The organism is Curtobacterium sp. KBS0715 (genome assembly GCF_005938005.2).
Lineage (GTDB): Bacteria > Actinomycetota > Actinomycetes > Actinomycetales > Microbacteriaceae > Curtobacterium > Curtobacterium flaccumfaciens.
Map to the genome: position 1 here is coordinate 3,443,203 of NZ_VCCA02000001.1, position 15,879 is coordinate 3,459,081.

Sequence of the window (15,879 nt, forward strand, 5' to 3'; positions counted from 1 at the left end):
GGGGTGTCGGGTGTCGGGTGTCGGGTTTCGGGGTTCGATCAGGTGAGGGCGAGCAGGTTGTTGACCTGTTCGTTGACCCCGGTCAACGTCGAGATCGGCTTGCCGTTCGCGTAGACGTCGTCGAAGGCGGGCTGCAGCAGGGCCTGCACGTCGGCGGGGTTCTTCGTGACCGGGAACAGGAACGTGGTGTCCTCCTCGACCTGCCGGGTGAACGCCGAGACGTCGAGCCCGCGCTTCCGGAACGACGCCACCGCAGCCTCGGTGCCCGCGGGACGAGCGGGGAACACGATCCCGCTCTCACCGACGATCCGCTGCGCCTCGTCGCTGCCCAGGAACGCCACCCACTTCGCCGCGGCCTCGGGGTCCTTCGCCTGCTTCGTGATCGAGTCGCCGAGCCCGTTGAACATCGACGCACGGTGACCCGCCGGGCCGACCGGGGTCGGGGCGACCGCGACGTCGAGGTCCTCCATGCCGAGGTACGAGCCGATCATCCACGAGCCGTTGAAGGACAGCGCGCACTTGCCGGCGCCGAGCTGGACCTCGGGGCCGGTCGTGGTCGAGAACACCCCGTACTTCGCCATGTAGCCCTTCTCGGCCAGCCGGTAGTACCAGGCGAGGGTGTCCTGCACGACCCGCTCGTCGTAGCGGAACCGGTCGCCCCACGGGTTCTCGTTCGTGTAGAACCAGTCGACCGATCCGGTGAACGGCGACCACTGGGTCTGTCCGAAGCCGTCGCCGCCCGAGCCGTTCGACGAGATGCCGTAGACGGCGACGTCGTCCTTGTCGAAGCCGTCCTCGTCGCCGCGTCGGCCCTTCGAGTCCACCGTCAGCCGCGCGAGCATGCGCTCGAACGTGCCGCCGTCGTCCGGGTTCCACGCGAGCGACCCGAGTTCCTCGGCGGAGACCCCGGCCTTCGCCATCGCCTTCCTGTCGTAGAACATCGCGACGGTGTCCCAGTCCTTCGGGGAGCCGTAGCGGTGGCCGTCCTGGCCCTTCCACAGTTCGGCGAGCCCGGACTGGTAGTCGTCGTCACGGATGCCCTTCGTGGCGTCGAGTTCGTCGAGCTTGTAGAGCACGTCGAGGTCGGCGTACTGCGGGAACTTCGTCAGGTGGTCGGTGAAGACGTCGGGCGCGGTGCCGGCGATGAAGCCCGCGGTGAGCTTGGTCCAGTAGTCGTTCCACCCGAGCTGGGTGATCTTCACGGTGATGTCCGGGTTCGCGCGGTGGAACGCGTCGGCGACGGCCTGGTACGCGGGCTGCTGGTTGGCGTCCCAGAGCCAGTAGCTCACGGTGCGCGCACCCGACCGGTTCGTCGTGCGGCGACCGGGCGACGAGCAGGCGGCGAGCGCGCCGAGGGCCACGGCGGAGGCACCGCCGGCGAAGAGCGTGCGACGGGTCAGTTGGTTCGTCATGGTGTTCGTCCTGTCCGAGCGCCGGGTCACTTGATCCCGGAGAAGCCGATGGAGTTGACGATCCGCTTGGCGAAGACGCCGAACAGCAGGATCATCGGGAGCGCCGCCACCAGGGTCGCGGCCATGAGCCCGGCCCAGTCGGTACCGGACTGCGGGGTCTGCGACTTGAAGACGCCGAGCGCGACGGTCAGCACCCGTGAGCTGTCGGTGTACGACACCATGAGCGGCCAGAAGTAGTCGTTCCAGCTCGTGATGTACGTCAGCACGGCGAGGGTGGCGATCGGGGCCGCCGCCATCGGGATGACGAGCCGGAAGAACACGCGGACCTTGCCGGCGCCGTCGATGAGCGCCGCCTCTTCGACCTCCTTCGAGATGCCGAGGAAGAACTGCCGCAGGAAGAACACCGCGAACGGGGTCATGAACATCGTCGGCAGGGCGATGCCGAGCAGGTTGTCCACGAGCCCGAGCTGCTTGATGAGCGTGAAGTTCGGCAGCAGCGTGAAGATCGCGGGGACCATCAGCCCGGCCAGGAACACCCCGAACACCTTGTCGCGACCGGGCCAGCGCAGCCGGGCGAAGGCGTAGGCAGCCGCTGCCGAGAAGAACACCTGGCCGACGGTGACGAGCGTCGACACCAGGATCGAGTTGAGCAGGTACCGCCAGAAGTCCAGCGCGGCGCCGGACCCGCCCTGGGCCAACGCCTCTTCGGTGGACTGCAGACCGAAGACCCGCTCGAACCCGCCCAGGCTGAACCCGACGGGCAGCAGCGAGGTGGGGTCGGAGTTGATCGCGGTGTTCGACGACAGCGCGGTGCGCAGGATCCAGTAGAACGGGAACAGGGTGACGACGATGACGAGGATCATCGCGACCCAGGCGAGCACCCGGCCGAGCGACGGGCGACGACGGTGGCCGGCTCCCATCCGCGGCGGGCGGGACGTGGTGACGGAACGGGTGAGTGTCGTGGTCATGGCGCTTCCGTTCAGTCCAGGTCGGACTCACCCGAGCGGGTGAGGCGGTACTGGATGATCGTGATGATGCTGAGGACGATGAGGAGCGCGACCGAGACCGCGGACGCGTAGCCGAACTGGAACCGGCCGAACGCCAGGTTGTAGATGTAGTTCTGCACGACGTTCGTGGCGTTCGCGGGGCCGCCCTGCGTGGTGACGGCGACGGTGTCGAACACCTGGAACGACCCGATCACGGTGATGATCAGCACCAGGGACAGGATCGGGCGGAGCAGCGGCACCGTGATGCGCCAGAACATCTTCCACTCGCTCGCACCGTCGATGCGTCCGGCCTCGTACACGGTCTCGGGCAGCGACTGCAGGCCGGCGAAGATGAGCAGCGCCGTGTAGCCGACGTGCCGCCAGACGTTGATGAGCGCGATCGAGGGGATGCCCCAGACGTCGCTCTGCAGGAACGGGATGCGGTCGAGCCCGAGTGCGGCGAGCATCTCGTTGCCGATGCCGAGCTGAGTGTCGAGGATCCAGAGCCAGACGAGGGCGGCGACGACGTTCGACACCAGGTACGGCGCGAGCACGATGCCGCGCACGAAGGTCGACTTGGTCAGGCGGTGCATCATCACGGCGATGAACAGCGCGACGACGGTCTGGATGACGATGTTGATGAGCACGTACTCGACGGTCACCACCATCGAGTGCCAGAAGATCGAGTCCTGCACCAGGCGGGCGTAGTTCTGCAGGCCGGTGAACTCGGGCTCGGTGAGCAGGTTGTACGAGGTGAAGCTCAGGTAGATGCCCCGCACGGTCGGCCAGGCGAGGAACACCGCGAACCCGACGGCTGCCGGGGCGATGAAGACGAGCGCGAGCCACAGGTCGTTCCTGGGGCGGCGCCGTGGTGCGGTGGTGCGGGCACGGGCGAGGTCGGCGGACCGACTCCTCCGTCTCGTGCTGGCGGTCGTCAAGGGTGACGACACAGGGCTCTCGGTTGCCATCGCGACTCCTTCGTCTGCGGTGGACTGACGTGCAGCAGTCCGTGAGCCGGGAATCTACACGTGGGGACCACTGCTGGCAAGGGTCTTTTTCCGGGCTGTGGACGGGGGTTGTCACGTGTAGACAACGTGTGTCAGGATGGCGCTCGATCGCATCGGAGCGACCCGCTCGGCGACGCATCCCACACCCTGGAAAGGTCACTGATGATCTCTGTCGGAATGGTCGGCGCGGGCCAGTTCGCCCCCCAGTTCGCCAAGCTGTTCAAGCTCCACCCCGACGTCGACCGGGTCTACGTCACCGACCTCGTCGGCGAGCGCGCGTCCGAACTCGTCGAGACCCAGCACCTCGACGGCACGTTCCCGGACTTCGACGCCGTCCTCGCCTCGGACGTCGACGCCGTCGCGATCTTCACGCAGCGCTGGACCCACGGTCCGCTCGTGGTCAAGGCCCTGCGCGCCGGCAAGCACGTGTACTCCGCCGTGCCGATGGCGATCTCCGTCGACGAGATCCGCGACATCATCCAGGCGGTCCGCGAGACCGGCCTGACCTACATGATGGGCGAGACGAGCTACTACAACCCCGCGACGGTGTTCGCCCGCAAGCAGGTCGCCGCCGGTGCCTTCGGACGGGTGTTCTACGCCGAGGGTGACTACGTGCACGACATGGACCTCGGCTTCTACGCCGCCTATCAGTACAGCGGCGGCGACGAGTGGAAGCGCACCGCCAGCTACCCGCCCATGCTCTACCCGACGCACTCGGTCGGTGGGGTCCTCGGCGCGATCCCCGGGCACGCGGTCAGCGTCAGCTGCATCGGCGTGAAGGACGACCGCGGTGACGGCGTCTTCGACAAGGACGTCAGCCAGTTCGACAACGACTTCTCGAACGCCACCGCCCTGTTCGAGCTCGACAACGGCGGGGTCATGCGCATCAACGAGATGCGTCGCGTCGGCTACCCGTCGCACATCCGTGAGTCGCGCTTCCGCTACTTCGGCACCGAGGCCAGCTTCGAGCAGCTCGCGAAGACCAGCGTCTGGCAGGACAAGGAGGACTCGTACGACATCAGCGACAAGATCGACACCCAGGCGACGATGTCCCTCGACGACCCGCGCCTGGCCGACGTCGACCCGTCCCTGCGCGACGCGTTCGTCTCCGGCTACGCCGAGGTGCACGACACCGACCGCCTGCCCGCCGAGTACGACGGTGTGCCGACCGGGCACGAGGGCAGCCACCAGTTCCTCGCCGACGACTTCGTCCGTGCCGTCGTCGACCGGACCCTGCCGCCGGTGAACGCCTGGACCGCCGCGCGCTTCACCCTGCCGGGCATCATCGCCCACCAGTCCGCGCTGCAGGGCGGCGCCCGCCTCGAGGTGCCGGACTTCGGTGACGCCCCGGAAACGACGAGCGCTGCGACGCCGAGCGCACCGACGTCGGCCGGCAGCACGTCGTCGGCTACGATCGCGTCCGAGTAACACGTGTCGTTCGGGTGCCGGTCCGTCGTGGGCCGGCACCCGAACGACGCTCCCGGACCCGACGAAGGTGGCACCCGTGACCGTCCCGACGAACCCCAGGGCGGTCACCCGTGCAGACGTCGCCCGCTACGCCGGGGTCAGCACCTCCGTCGTCAGCTACGTCGTGCACGACGGACCGCGCCCCGTCGCTGCCGCCACCGCCGCCCGGGTTCGCGAGGCCATCCGGGTCCTCGGCTACCGCCCGAACGCGAGCGCCCAGGCCCTGCGCACCGGCTCGTCGAAGATGCTCGGCCTGATCGTGCCCGAACTCGACAACCCGTTCTGGTCCGAGCTCGCCGTCGCCGTTACACACGCCGCCGCTGCACGCGGCTACGACGTCCTGCTCGCCAACAGCGACGGCGACGCCGCCCAGGAACGCGAACGGCTCCGCAGCCTGTCCGCTCGCCAGGTCGACGGCATCATCGTGACGAGCATCATGACCCACCCGGACCTGTCGACCGTCACCGACCCAGGCCTGCCGATGGTCCTGCTCAACACGTTCTTCGAGGTCCCCGAGTACGCCAGCATCGGTGTCGACGCCCTGCGTGGCGCCCTCGACGGCACGCAGCACCTGGTCGAGCACGGCTACCGCTCGATCGGCCTCGTGATGGGGCACACCGGCTCGATGGAGCTCCGCGAGCAGGGCTGGATGCGTGCCCTGCGCCAGGCCGGCCTGCCCGACGGCCCCATCGTCCGCACCGACTTCACCCGGCGCGGAGGCTACGAAGCCGGCCTCCGCATGTTCGCCGACGAGACCGGACCCAGAGCCGTCTTCGTCAGCTCCGACATGCAGGCGATCGGCGTCATGCGCGCACTGTGGGAACTCGGTCTGCGCGTCCCCGAGGACGTCGCGATCGTGTCGTTCGACGGTGCGGCCGAGGCGGACTACACGAACCCGCAGCTCACCACGGTCCGGCAGCCGATCGAGACGATGGCGGTCGCCGCGGTCGACCGCGTGCTCGGCCTCGACGCCGACAACCAGTGGCACCGCGACCTGGTCCCCGCCGAGTTGGTCCTCGGCGCGAGTTGCGGGTGCGACGTGCGTCGCTGACGCACCCACTAGCAGACCGGGAGGCCCGTGGCCGATCCCGTGGACCTCCCACCAATCTTCCGGCCCCGTTTCAGGACGCGCGCCTCCACCATGGACGCCGCTCTGCTTCCTCGTACGCCGCAAGCCACGACGATGCATGCCTCGATCGTCCTTGTCGCACGATAGCTGAGCCGATCCCAATGACGAAGATGGCCACGGCGGTCCGCCCGAGACTCGTGTATACACCGATCGCCGCATCCGTGCCAGCGCTCGCGTCATTGGCGGCGAGGGCTGACGTCGCGGCGGCCGCGACGGTCGCGAACACCGCGAGGATGGCGATTCCTGCGATCACGGAGTTGACGAGCAGGCTCGACTCCATCCCGGCTCGTTCACGGAGCTCGGCGAGGACCTTCTGGCGAAGTTCAGCATTCCGCCTCGTGTCCGTGAGGTACCGGCGTACCTCACGCTCGGTCGGAACGCCACCGTTGCCTCGCTGCGGCATGTATGTCTTCCATGCAGCCGCTGATGGCGGTGTTGCGCGGATTGGTCGTGACAGAAGTTCAATACTCATCAGAGGTGCTTTATCGGCACCTCACCGAGATCCGTCACCGACTACTTCAACGCGATCGAGCAGCACACGTTGATGCGCGCCCTGCGTCACAGCGACCGCTTCGACCAGCTCGCCGGAATCGGCGTCGACGAAGCGCAGGTCCGACGCCCGCTCGGACGGACGGTGCCGGTCGGCCCAGCCGCCGAGGGCGAGCAGCACGAGCGACAGGTCGCGGCCGGCGTCGGTCAGGACGTACTCCTCGCGGGCACGTGCCCCCTCGGGCTTGTAGGTCGTGCGCTCGAGCACTCCCCCGTCGACGAGTGAGGCCAGCCGTGCAGTCAGGACCTCGCGCGGGATGCCGAGGCTCTGCTGGAACTGGCTGAAGCGGGTCGAGCCACCGACGGCGTCGCGGACGATCATGAGCGTCCACTTCTCGCCGAGGACGTCGAGGGAGCGTGCGATGGGGCAGCGCTCGTCGCCGCCGAGGATGCCGAGCATGTGCTGATCCTAGCTGGGTTCGATTTCCAGACACAACATGCTAGGTTCGGTTTCCGTACTCAACTTCTCTTGTCTGGAGCACTCATGACCGACCTCACCAACGCCGTCGTCCTCGTCACCGGAGCGAACGGCGGCCTCGGCGCCGAGTTCGTCCGCCAAGCCCTGGAGCGTGGCGCCACCAAGGTCTACGCGACCGCCCGCAACCCGCGCACCTGGGACGACGAGCGCATCGTCCCGCTCGCCCTCGACGTCACGAGCCAGGAGAGCGTCGACACCGCAGCCCGCGCCGCAGCCGACGTGACCGTCGTCGTGAACAACGCCGGGATCGCCGGCTCCGACCCGCTCGTCGACGTCTCCGTCGAAGAGGTCGAGCGCATCTTCGCCACCAACGTCTTCGGTGCACTCCGTGTCGCCAAGGCCTTCGCCCCCTCGATCGCCAACGGTGCGCTGATCGACGTGCACTCCGCCCTGAGCTGGGTCGCCCTCGCCGGCGCGTACTCGGCGTCGAAGGCCGCGTTCTGGTCGATCACGAACTCCCTGCGCCTCGAGCTCGCACCACAGGGCACCCAGGTCGTCGGCGCCCACCTCGGCTACACCGACACCGGCATGATCGCCGACCTCGACGTCGAGAAGTCCGACCCCGCCGACATCGTCCGCTCGATCTGGGACGCGGTGGAGGCCGGCGAGCACGAGGTCCTCGCCGACCAGGTCAGCCGTGACGTCCGGGCCGGCCTGAGCGCCCCGCTCACCGCGCTCTACCCGATGCTCGCCAGCGCCTGAGACCTGTTCTCGTCGGGACGGTGACGGTTCTGGTTCACGAACACCCGGGGTCGTGAACCAGAACCGTCACCCGCCCCGATCGCGTCAGCCGCCCGCGCCGCGGTCGGTGATCCGACGGTTCGTGGCGGTGATGGCGGCGCACTCGTCGTCAGTCAAGCCGCCGGCGCGCAGGATCCGGCCCAGCACCTCGCTCTTCCGCTCGATGTAGTCGTCGATGTCCTCGGCCTCGGTGGCTGCCCGGCGTTTCACCGCGGCGTACTCGTCGCGGAGCACCGGGGCGGCACGCAGCACGTCGCGGACGGCCAGGTGGTTCCGCAGCGCGAGCGACCCGGCTGCGACGACGTAGGTGTTCGTCGGGGCGAAGCGCTCCGGAGCCCGGAACGCCTGCCGCCCCGGAACCCCCAGTTCACCGCGCGACTCGAAGCCGATCGTCGCCATCGCCACCACCGCAGCCGGCACGTCGGCAGCATTCACCACGACGTCGACGTCGAGCACGGGCTTCGCCGCCAGGCCCGACACGGACGTGCTGCCCACGTGCTCGATGCTCCGGAACGGCACGTCGGCGGCGTCGAGCGCGGCGGCGTACGCATCACGCAGCTGCCGGAACCGCTCCGGCCAGGCCGTTCGGTACTCGACGACCTCGATCACGGGGCTGGCGTCGGCGCGAGGAGCTGGAACATGACGTGGTCGCGCCAGACCCCGTCGATCTTGATGTACTCCGGCGCGAAGCCGTAGCGGGTGAAGCCTGCAGACTCGAGTGCGCGCTGCGAGCCGACGTTCTCGGGCAGCGTCTCGGCCTGCACGCGGTGCAGGCGGAGCACGTCGAACGCGTGGGCCGCAGCGGCGCGGACGGCGCGGGATGCGTGGCCCTGGCGCGTGCGGTCAGAGCGGATCCAGTAGCCCATCGCGCACGACTGCAGCGCACCGCGGGCGACACCGCTCAGCGTGATCCGGCCGAGGAGTTCCCCGTCGGTCGACTCGATGACGAACGGCACCGCGTTGCCGGCCCGCTGCGCGGCGAGGGCCTGCGTGATGACGTCCCGCTGCCCGGACTCCGTGTAGTACGACGGCGCTCGCGCGGGTTCCCACGGTCGCAGGAACTCAGCGTTCGCTTTGATCACCGCAGCCAGGACGGCCGCGTCGTCGAGGCGGAGTGGGCGCAACCGTGTGTCCATCGCGGAGGGTGTGGGATTCGAACCCACGAGACATCTCTGCCCACCTGTTTTCAAGACAGGCTCCATCGGCCGCTCGGACAACCCTCCAGTGACGCGACCACGTGGCGAGACGTGATCGCGTCCCGGGAAGTCTACCCGGGCCTCCAGGCAGGGGTGCGCGCGAGCGCAGACTAGCGGGGCAGGGAGTCGAGCGCCGCTGCCAAGCCGTCGTCGGTGATGCCGCCGGTGAGCTCGTTGCCGGCGTCGACGACGTCGTCGGGAGCCTGGCCCATGACGACGCCGCGACCGGAGGTCGAGGCCCAGCGGAGCATGTCGATGTCATTGCGGCCGTCGCCCGCGGCGAAGACGCGCGATCGCGGGATGTCGAGCCACTCGCGCACGCGCTCCATCGCGGTGGCCTTCGTGACGCCCTCGGGAGCGATGTCGAGCCACGACGTCCAGCCGACGGAGTACGAGACCTTGTGCAGGCCCATCTGCTCGACGATCTGCAGGAAGTCCTCGGTGTCGTGGCCGGGCGAGATGACGACGACGCGGGTGGCCTCGACGCCGAGCAGCTGCTCGAACGGCACGTGCTCGCCCTCGACGGTCATCGTGTCGTCGGGGAAGTTGCCGGACAGCAGGAAGTGACCGGTCTCGTCCTCGACGCCGAACGCCGCGTTCTCGAGCGCTCCGTGGATGGTCTGCAGCACCTCGGACGGGTCGAACCGCTCGACGTGTTCGCGCACGTAGGAGCCGTCGGCGCGGCGGGCCAGGATGAGCGCTCCGTTCGCGCACACCAGGTACTTCGGCCGGATGCCGAGGGTCTCGAGCAGGGGCACGGTCATGCCCTCGCTGCGGCCGGTCGAGAGCATGACCTCGTGCCCGGCGGCCTCGGCGTCACGGACGGCGGCGACCACCGCCTGCGTGATGACACCGTCTTCGCGCATGGTGGTGCCGTCGATGTCGAGCGCGACCAGCCAGCGCTTGGTGCGGGCGGGCGCGTCGGTGCCCGCGCCCTGCTCGGTGCCGTCCACGAACCGTCCCTGGGTGCTCATCGGGGCTCGATCACCTCGACGCCACCGAGGTAGGGGCGGAGGACCTCGGGCACGACGACGGAACCGTCGGCCTGCTGGTGCGTCTCGAGGATCGCGACGATCCAGCGGGTGGTGGCGAGGGTGCCGTTCAACGTGGCGACCGGAGCGGTCTTGCCGCTCTCGGTGCGGTACCGGATGTCGAGGCGGCGGGCCTGGAACGTCGTGCAGTTCGACGTCGAGGTGAGCTCGCGGAACGTGCCCTGGGTCGGGACCCAGGCCTCGATGTCGTACTTCTTCGCCGCGCTCGTGCCGAGGTCGCCGGCGGCGACGTCGATCACGCGGTAGTGGAGGCCGAGGTCCTGGAGCATCTGCTCCTGGTGCGAGACGAGGCGCTCGTGCTCGGCCTCGGCCTGGTCCGGGTGGACGTAGGCGAACATCTCGAGCTTGTTGAACTGGTGCACGCGGAGGATGCCGCGGTTGTCCTTGCCCGCCGAACCGGCCTCGCGGCGGTAGCAGGTCGACCAGCCGGCGTAGCGGTGGGCCTGTCCTTCCTCGAGCGGAAGGATCTCGTCGGCGTGGAACCCGGCGAGGGCGACCTCGCTCGTGCCGGTCAGGTACAGGTCGTCGGCTTCGAGCCGGTAGACCTCGGCCGCGTGCTCACCGAGGAACCCGGTGCCGGCCATCGTCTCGGGGCGGACGAGCGTCGGGGTGATGAGCGGCTCGAAGCCGGCGGCGATCGCACGGTCGAGGCCGAGCGACATCAGCGCGATCTCGAGCCGGGCGCCCATGCCGCGCAGGAAGTAGAAGCGCGAGCCGGAGACCTTCACACCACGCGGGATGTCGATGATGCCGAGGTGCTCGCCGAGGTCGGCGTGGTCCTTCGGCTCGAAGTCGAACTCGGGCTTGGTGCCGACGGTGCGGAGCGTGACGAAGTCGTCCTCGCCGCCCTCGGGCACCCCGGGGAGCACGACGTTCGGGATGCCGCGGACGACGGTGTTGAAGGTGTCCTCGGCCGCGGTGACGGTGGCCTGCGCCTCCTTCACCTGTGCGGCGAGGGCCTGGGCCTGCTGCACGAGCGCGGCCTTCTCGTCCCTCGGGGCCTTGGCGACGGTCTTGCCGAACGCGTTCTGCTCGGCGCGGAGCGACTCGAACGAGGTGATCGCACTGCGGCGGGCGGAATCGGCGGCGACGGCTTCGTCGACGACGGCCACGGAGGCACCACGCGCCTGCTGTGAAGCCTTGATGACGTCCGGGTTGTCGCGAAGCAGCTGTGGATCGATCACCGCCCCATCCTAGACGGGGGCAACCGCACGCAGCCTCGATCGGTAGCGTGGACGTATGTCGACCCCTTCGGAGACCGCGCCCGCGGACCAGGACGCCCTCCCCACCGAGCAGCGGACGGCCGCGGTGGTCTACAACCCGGTCAAGGTCCACCTGCCGACCCTCAAGCGCACGGTCGCGGAACACCAGCAGCAGGCCGGCTGGGCCGAGACCCTGTGGTTCGAGACCTCGGAGGAAGACCCGGGCGGCGGCATGGCCCGCGCGGCGATCGAGGCCGGTGCCGACGTCGTCGCGGCGGCCGGCGGTGACGGCACGGTCCGTGCGGTCGCCGAGGTCGTGCACGAGTCTGGTTCGACCCTCGCGCTACTGCCGAGCGGCACCGGCAACCTGCTCGCGCGCAACATGAAGCTCCCCCTCGACGACCTGGCCGCGAGCGTCCGGACGATCTTCCACGGCGACGACCGCAAGATCGACTTCGGCATGCTCAAGGTCGAGCGCCCCGGCGGCGAGCGCGAACGCTTCGGCTTCCTGGTGATGGCGGGCCTCGGGCTCGACGCCCGGATGCTCGTGAACACCCGCCCCGAGCTGAAGAAGAAGGTCGGCTGGCTCGCCTACGTCGACTCGCTGTTCCGTTCGGTGCGCGACGCCAACGCGTTCGAGTTCCGCTACCAGCTCGACGACGACGGCAACCACTCGCTCCGGGCACACTCGCTCATCGTCGGCAACTGCGGGATGCTCCAGGCCGGCGCGATCCTGCTGCCCGACGCCGAGATCGACGACGGGGTGTTCGACATCGCCGTGATGCGTCCCCGCGGGTTCTTCGGCTGGGTGCGGATCGGTGCCCGGGTGTTCTGGGAGAACGGGATCCTGCGGGCGTTCCGCCGGTCGAACCTGGGCAAGACCGCCGTCGGCAAGAAGATCGTGTCGCGTTCACGCGAGGAGCGGCCCCTGCGCTACCTGCGCGGGCAGGAGTTCACGGCGCGGCTCGAGCGGCCCGACGAGTTCGAGATCGACGGTGACCCGGTGGGCGAGGTCATCGCCTTCCGTTCGCGCATCGACCCGATGGGGCTCTCCGTGCGCGTGCCGGACCCGGCGGACGACCGCCACGGCTCGCGCCAGGTGCCCTGACCCGGGCGGTTCCGCCGCTACCGCGCCCCGGGCTCGCCCGACACGATCGCGCGCAGCCAGTCCCGCGCCTCGACGAACGCGGCGTCCGAGTAGCGCGCCGGAACCTCGGGGCGGGCACCGTCGGCACGCGGGTACGAGCCGAGGAACGTCACGCGCGGGCTGAACCGGCGCAGGCCGAGCAGCGCGTCCGCGACCCGCTCGTCGCGCACGTGCCCGTCGAGGTCGATGACGAACCGGTAGCGGCCGAGCTCGTCACCGATCGGGCGTGACGACAGCAGCCCCATGTTGATGCCCCGCGTCGCGAACTGCTCGAGCATGTCGACCAGGGCGCCGGGGTGGTCGGCGGGCAGCTCGACGATGACGCTGGTCTTGTCGGCGCCGGTCGGCTCGGGCAGGGCGAGGGTCTTCGACACGAGCACGAACCGGGTGACCGCCGAGGCGTTGTCCCCGATGGACGATGCGAGCACGACGACGTCGTGGTGGTCCGTGATGCCGGGCGGCGCGACGGCGGCGTCGGCGGTGGGGTCCGCCTCGAGCAGGGCGAGGGCCGCGGCGACGTTCGACGACGCCGGGATGTGGCCGTGGCCGGGCAGGTTCGCCTCGAGCCAGTTGTGCGTCTGCGCGTAGGCGACGGGGTGCGCGTTCACGGTGCGGACGTCGGCCAGGGTCGTGCCGGGCCGGGCGACGAGCACGAAGTCGACGGGGACCAGGTACTCCCCCACGATCCGCACGCCGGGGATCCGGGCCAGGGCGTCCTGCGTGGCGCTGACCCCGCCGTCGACGCTGTTCTCGATCGCGATGACGGCCCCGATCGACCGGCCGGACATGACGTCGTCCAGGGCCTCACCGACGTTGTTGACGCTCCGCCAGGGCTTGCCGGCAGCGGCCTCGACGAGCTTCAGGGCCGCCTCGGTGAAGGTGCCGGCGGGTCCGAGGTAGGAGTACGTGTCGGACGGCGCGGCGGGGTCGGTCATGCGGCGAGCCTATTGCAGGGACGCGGAGGCCAGGCGGCCTCAGTCCGTCGCCGCACCCGTCAGCCGCTGCTCGCAGATCGCGGTGTCGTCGTCCTCGCGCGGGTAGGTCAGCGCCGCGAACCGCCCGTCGGGGTCGAGCCGTGTCAGGAGCGACGCCGCGATGCCGTCGAGCTGCGCGACCTGCTCGTCGGAGAGCGCGTCGATGACCACCCGGCGGGCGGTGCGGACGTGGTCCGGAGCTGCCTCGACGATGGTGGCGTACCCGGCGTCGGTCAGGCGGACGTCGGTGGCGCGGCGGTCGGAGGTCGACGGGCACCGGGTCACGAGCCCGCGCTTCTCGAGGCGGGACACCACGTGCGACAGCCGCGGCAACGAGGCGTTCGTGGCCGAGGCGAGCGCCGACATCCGCAGGGTCCGGGTGTCGGTCTCGGAGAGCATCGCGATGACCATGTAGTCGAAGTGCGTCAGGTCGGCGTCGCGCTGCAGCTGCTGGTCGAGCGCCGCCGGCAGGAGTTCCATGACCGCGACGAGCTTCATCCACGCGCGCAGCTGCTCGCGGGTGAGCCACGGGGTCTCGTCGGTCATGACCTGATCATACCGAAAGGTTGTCCCTTTAACCAGTGCTGCGCACCGCGGACGAACCGGCCGAACCGCCAGCGCGACGCGACCGCACCACCCCGACCACGAGCACCACCACCACCACGACGAGCAGCGCCCCCTCGACGAGCAGCAGCCGCGTGCCGTAGTCGAACGGCAGCACGGTGGGGTTCTTCTGTCCGTGGTCCTTCGCAGCGATCTCCGGCAGGACCACCAGGGCGAGCACGCTGCCGAGGACGATCGCCGCCTGCACGACGACGAGCACCCAGGCCCGCAGCGAGCGTCCGGCCCGACGCAGCAGCAACCCGGCACCGACCACGAACGGCGACAGGACCGCGTCGTGCAGGACCACCGCCGCGAGCAGCCACACCCCGAGCCCGCCGATGCGGTTCGGCTTGACGGACGTCACGAGCACGTACGCCCCGAACGCGATGACCAGCACGCCGATCACCACGAGCACGATCCGCGCGGCCTTCACCGGAGCACCTCGATCTTCTCGATCCACTTGGTCTGCAGCACACCGGGCCGCCCGGGAGCGATGATCCGCGCCGGGAACCCGTGGTCCAGGTCGAGCGTCGCACCGTTCAGCTCGAGGGCGATGAGCGTCGTCGGGTCCTCGGCGTACTCCGGTCCCATGTCCATGATCCGGTAGCCGCCGTGCCGCTCCAGGCTCGTCACCCGCACGTGCGACCCCTGCGGCGCCTGCACGGCGTCGAGCAGGTCGCGCATCCGCACGCCCTTCCAGGTCGCCATCTGGCTCCACCCCTCGACGCACGAGATGGGCAGGTCGACCTGCGCGGTGCCGAGTGCGACGAGTTCCGCCCGGACGAACGTCCGGCTCACGTCGTGGCCGACGACGGTGAGCGTCCAGTCGGCGGCGGTCGCGGTGGCGAGCACCCCGGCCGCACGCGCGGTCCGGTTCACCGGCAGGCCGTTCGCACCGATGCCGCGGCCACGGGCGCCGAACGCGTTGAACGGCTCCGCGAGCTTCGAGGACTGTCCCGCCGTGAGCGCGACGACACCGACGGTCGCCGCCGTCACGCCGGCGAAGAACCCGCGTCGGGCGATGCGCTGGCGTCGTCCGGTGGCTGCGTCCGGCGTCGGCCTGGAGGCCCGGCTCGGCTCCCCCACGTCGGCCGTCGGCTGGTCGGGGCTCGGCTCCGCGGACACCTCGCGGGTCTCCGGGGCCGTGTCCGGTCCGGTGGGACTGGACTCGGCGCCGCCGGGGGCGGCGTCGACGCCGTCGATCCAGCGGAACACGCGGCCCAGCAGGCCGGGGGCGGTGGACCCGGTGGTCTCGGCGACCGCAGCGTGCGGGGCGGACGCGGGACCCTCGCTCGCAAGCTCGCTCGGCGCATCCCGCGGATCGCTGGCGCGATCCCGCTGAGCGGGCTGCGCCAGGCCGGGGGGAAGCAGCTCACTGCCGGACGCGGGGTCCGCGATGAACCGGCCGTGCGCGTCGTAGGAGTCGCGCTTCCGCCAGTAGCGGGCGATGACCGGCAGCTTGGCGGCGATGTGGATGGCCAGCGACCCGATGATCACGTAGGCCATCGCGTTGTGCACCTGGCGGAACGGGAACGGCCACGGGTACCACTGGTAGGTGTTGAGCAGGCCGGTGACGACCTGGATGATCGACGCGGACACGAGCACCGCGATCGACAGCCGCTCGAGCAGGTGCAGCACGCCGCGCACCGGCGGCACCTGCACCAGGGCGGGCATGACGGTGTTGAGCTTGGCGAGCAGCAGCGGGATGATCGCGATCCCCGTCGTGATGTGCAGGCCCTGCGTGAACTGGTACAGCTGCGTCGGACGGGTCGGGAACCGCATCCAGCCGAGCGGTTCCTGCAGCAGGTGGCTGTAGATCCCGGTGCCGAAGCAGATCAGGAACGCGATGCCGAGCAGGCGCCCGAGCACCACCGCCGAGCGGGCGTTGCGGTTGGGGGACGCCAGAGCTGCTCGTCCGTCGTGCAGCAGGCGCTGG

At 69.9% G+C, this 15,879-nt stretch carries 17 protein-coding genes and 1 tRNA gene; 4 read left to right on the forward strand and 14 right to left on the reverse strand.

Features of this window, described 5'->3' with window-relative positions; genetic code table 11:
- Window positions 1-38 precede the first annotated feature (38 nt).
- Genes FFG40_RS16330 through FFG40_RS16340 form a run of 3 tightly spaced genes read right to left on the reverse strand, consistent with a single transcriptional unit; the run spans window position 39 to window position 3,366 of the window.
- Window positions 39-1,412, reverse strand: coding sequence for an ABC transporter substrate-binding protein (locus tag FFG40_RS16330; protein WP_221935176.1), 1,374 nt, complete (start codon window positions 1,410-1,412; stop codon window positions 39-41).
- Between the two features lie 26 nt (window positions 1,413-1,438).
- A complete protein-coding gene (locus FFG40_RS16335) occupies window positions 1,439-2,380 on the reverse strand; it encodes a carbohydrate ABC transporter permease (RefSeq protein WP_171907877.1) in 942 nt (313 codons plus the stop codon).
- An 11-nt stretch (window positions 2,381-2,391) separates the two neighbouring features.
- Window positions 2,392-3,366: a carbohydrate ABC transporter permease gene (locus tag FFG40_RS16340; protein ID WP_228516654.1), complete on the reverse strand. Its 975-nt coding sequence runs from the start codon at window positions 3,364-3,366 to the stop codon at window positions 2,392-2,394.
- A gap of 201 nt (window positions 3,367-3,567) precedes the next feature.
- On the opposite strand from FFG40_RS16340, the gene FFG40_RS16345 reads away from it, so the two are divergent.
- Entirely contained in the window at window positions 3,568-4,833 is a 1,266-nt protein-coding gene (locus tag FFG40_RS16345; protein WP_395876573.1) for a Gfo/Idh/MocA family protein, read from the forward strand.
- 76 nt (window positions 4,834-4,909) lie between these two features.
- A complete protein-coding gene (locus FFG40_RS16350) occupies window positions 4,910-5,923 on the forward strand; it encodes a LacI family DNA-binding transcriptional regulator (RefSeq protein ID WP_232536521.1) in 1,014 nt (337 codons plus the stop codon).
- Between the two features lie 70 nt (window positions 5,924-5,993).
- On the opposite strand, the gene FFG40_RS16355 is transcribed toward FFG40_RS16350, so the two are convergent.
- Window positions 5,994-6,281, reverse strand: a complete 288-nt coding sequence (locus FFG40_RS16355; RefSeq protein WP_138804067.1) for a hypothetical protein — start codon at window positions 6,279-6,281, stop codon at window positions 5,994-5,996.
- Between the two features lie 213 nt (window positions 6,282-6,494).
- On the reverse strand, window positions 6,495-6,950 hold the full coding sequence (locus FFG40_RS16360) for a helix-turn-helix domain-containing protein (protein WP_138804066.1): 456 nt from the start codon (window positions 6,948-6,950) through the stop codon (window positions 6,495-6,497).
- Between the two features lie 84 nt (window positions 6,951-7,034).
- Between FFG40_RS16360 and FFG40_RS16365 the strand changes: the two genes are divergently transcribed.
- Window positions 7,035-7,730, forward strand: coding sequence for an SDR family oxidoreductase (locus FFG40_RS16365; RefSeq protein ID WP_138804065.1), 696 nt, complete (start codon window positions 7,035-7,037; stop codon window positions 7,728-7,730).
- An 84-nt stretch (window positions 7,731-7,814) separates the two neighbouring features.
- Here FFG40_RS16365 and FFG40_RS16370 read toward each other — a convergent pair whose 3' ends face one another.
- From FFG40_RS16370 to serS, 5 genes are all read right to left on the reverse strand, one after another.
- Window positions 7,815-8,378, reverse strand: a complete 564-nt coding sequence (locus tag FFG40_RS16370) for a GrpB family protein (protein ID WP_138804064.1) — start codon at window positions 8,376-8,378, stop codon at window positions 7,815-7,817.
- Window positions 8,375-8,905, reverse strand: a complete 531-nt coding sequence (locus FFG40_RS16375; protein ID WP_138804063.1) for a GNAT family N-acetyltransferase — start codon at window positions 8,903-8,905, stop codon at window positions 8,375-8,377. Before FFG40_RS16375 ends, FFG40_RS16370 begins: the two co-directional genes overlap by 4 nt.
- A 2-nt stretch (window positions 8,906-8,907) precedes the next feature.
- Window positions 8,908-8,992: transfer RNA gene (locus tag FFG40_RS16380), tRNA-Ser, on the reverse strand.
- A gap of 83 nt (window positions 8,993-9,075) precedes the next feature.
- Complete coding sequence (locus tag FFG40_RS16385; protein ID WP_111029845.1) at window positions 9,076-9,939, reverse strand: HAD family hydrolase; 864 nt, start codon at window positions 9,937-9,939, stop codon at window positions 9,076-9,078.
- Window positions 9,936-11,201: a serine--tRNA ligase gene (gene serS / locus FFG40_RS16390; protein WP_138804062.1), complete on the reverse strand. Its 1,266-nt coding sequence runs from the start codon at window positions 11,199-11,201 to the stop codon at window positions 9,936-9,938. The genes FFG40_RS16385 and serS overlap by 4 nt, the downstream gene beginning before the upstream one ends.
- Before the next feature lie 55 nt (window positions 11,202-11,256).
- On the opposite strand from serS, the gene FFG40_RS16395 reads away from it, so the two are divergent.
- Window positions 11,257-12,327 carry a diacylglycerol kinase family protein gene (locus FFG40_RS16395; RefSeq protein ID WP_083404356.1) on the forward strand — a complete coding sequence of 357 codons (1,071 nt, stop codon included), beginning with the start codon at window positions 11,257-11,259 and terminating at the stop codon, window positions 12,325-12,327.
- A 17-nt stretch (window positions 12,328-12,344) separates the two neighbouring features.
- On the opposite strand, the gene pheA is transcribed toward FFG40_RS16395, so the two are convergent.
- From pheA to FFG40_RS16415, 4 genes are read right to left on the reverse strand one after another with little or no spacing between them, the layout of a single operon-like run.
- The gene (pheA, locus tag FFG40_RS16400; protein ID WP_138804061.1) at window positions 12,345-13,301 is read right to left on the reverse strand and encodes a prephenate dehydratase; all 957 of its coding nucleotides are present in this window, start codon (window positions 13,299-13,301) and stop codon (window positions 12,345-12,347) included.
- A gap of 39 nt (window positions 13,302-13,340) precedes the next feature.
- Entirely contained in the window at window positions 13,341-13,886 is a 546-nt protein-coding gene (locus FFG40_RS16405) for a MarR family winged helix-turn-helix transcriptional regulator (protein ID WP_138804060.1), read from the reverse strand.
- A gap of 28 nt (window positions 13,887-13,914) precedes the next feature.
- The gene (locus FFG40_RS16410; protein ID WP_138804059.1) at window positions 13,915-14,376 is read right to left on the reverse strand and encodes a hypothetical protein; all 462 of its coding nucleotides are present in this window, start codon (window positions 14,374-14,376) and stop codon (window positions 13,915-13,917) included.
- Window positions 14,373-15,815, reverse strand: a complete 1,443-nt coding sequence (locus tag FFG40_RS16415; protein ID WP_138804058.1) for a molybdopterin-dependent oxidoreductase — start codon at window positions 15,813-15,815, stop codon at window positions 14,373-14,375. The genes FFG40_RS16410 and FFG40_RS16415 overlap by 4 nt, the downstream gene beginning before the upstream one ends.
- Window positions 15,816-15,879: the final 64 nt, after the last annotated feature.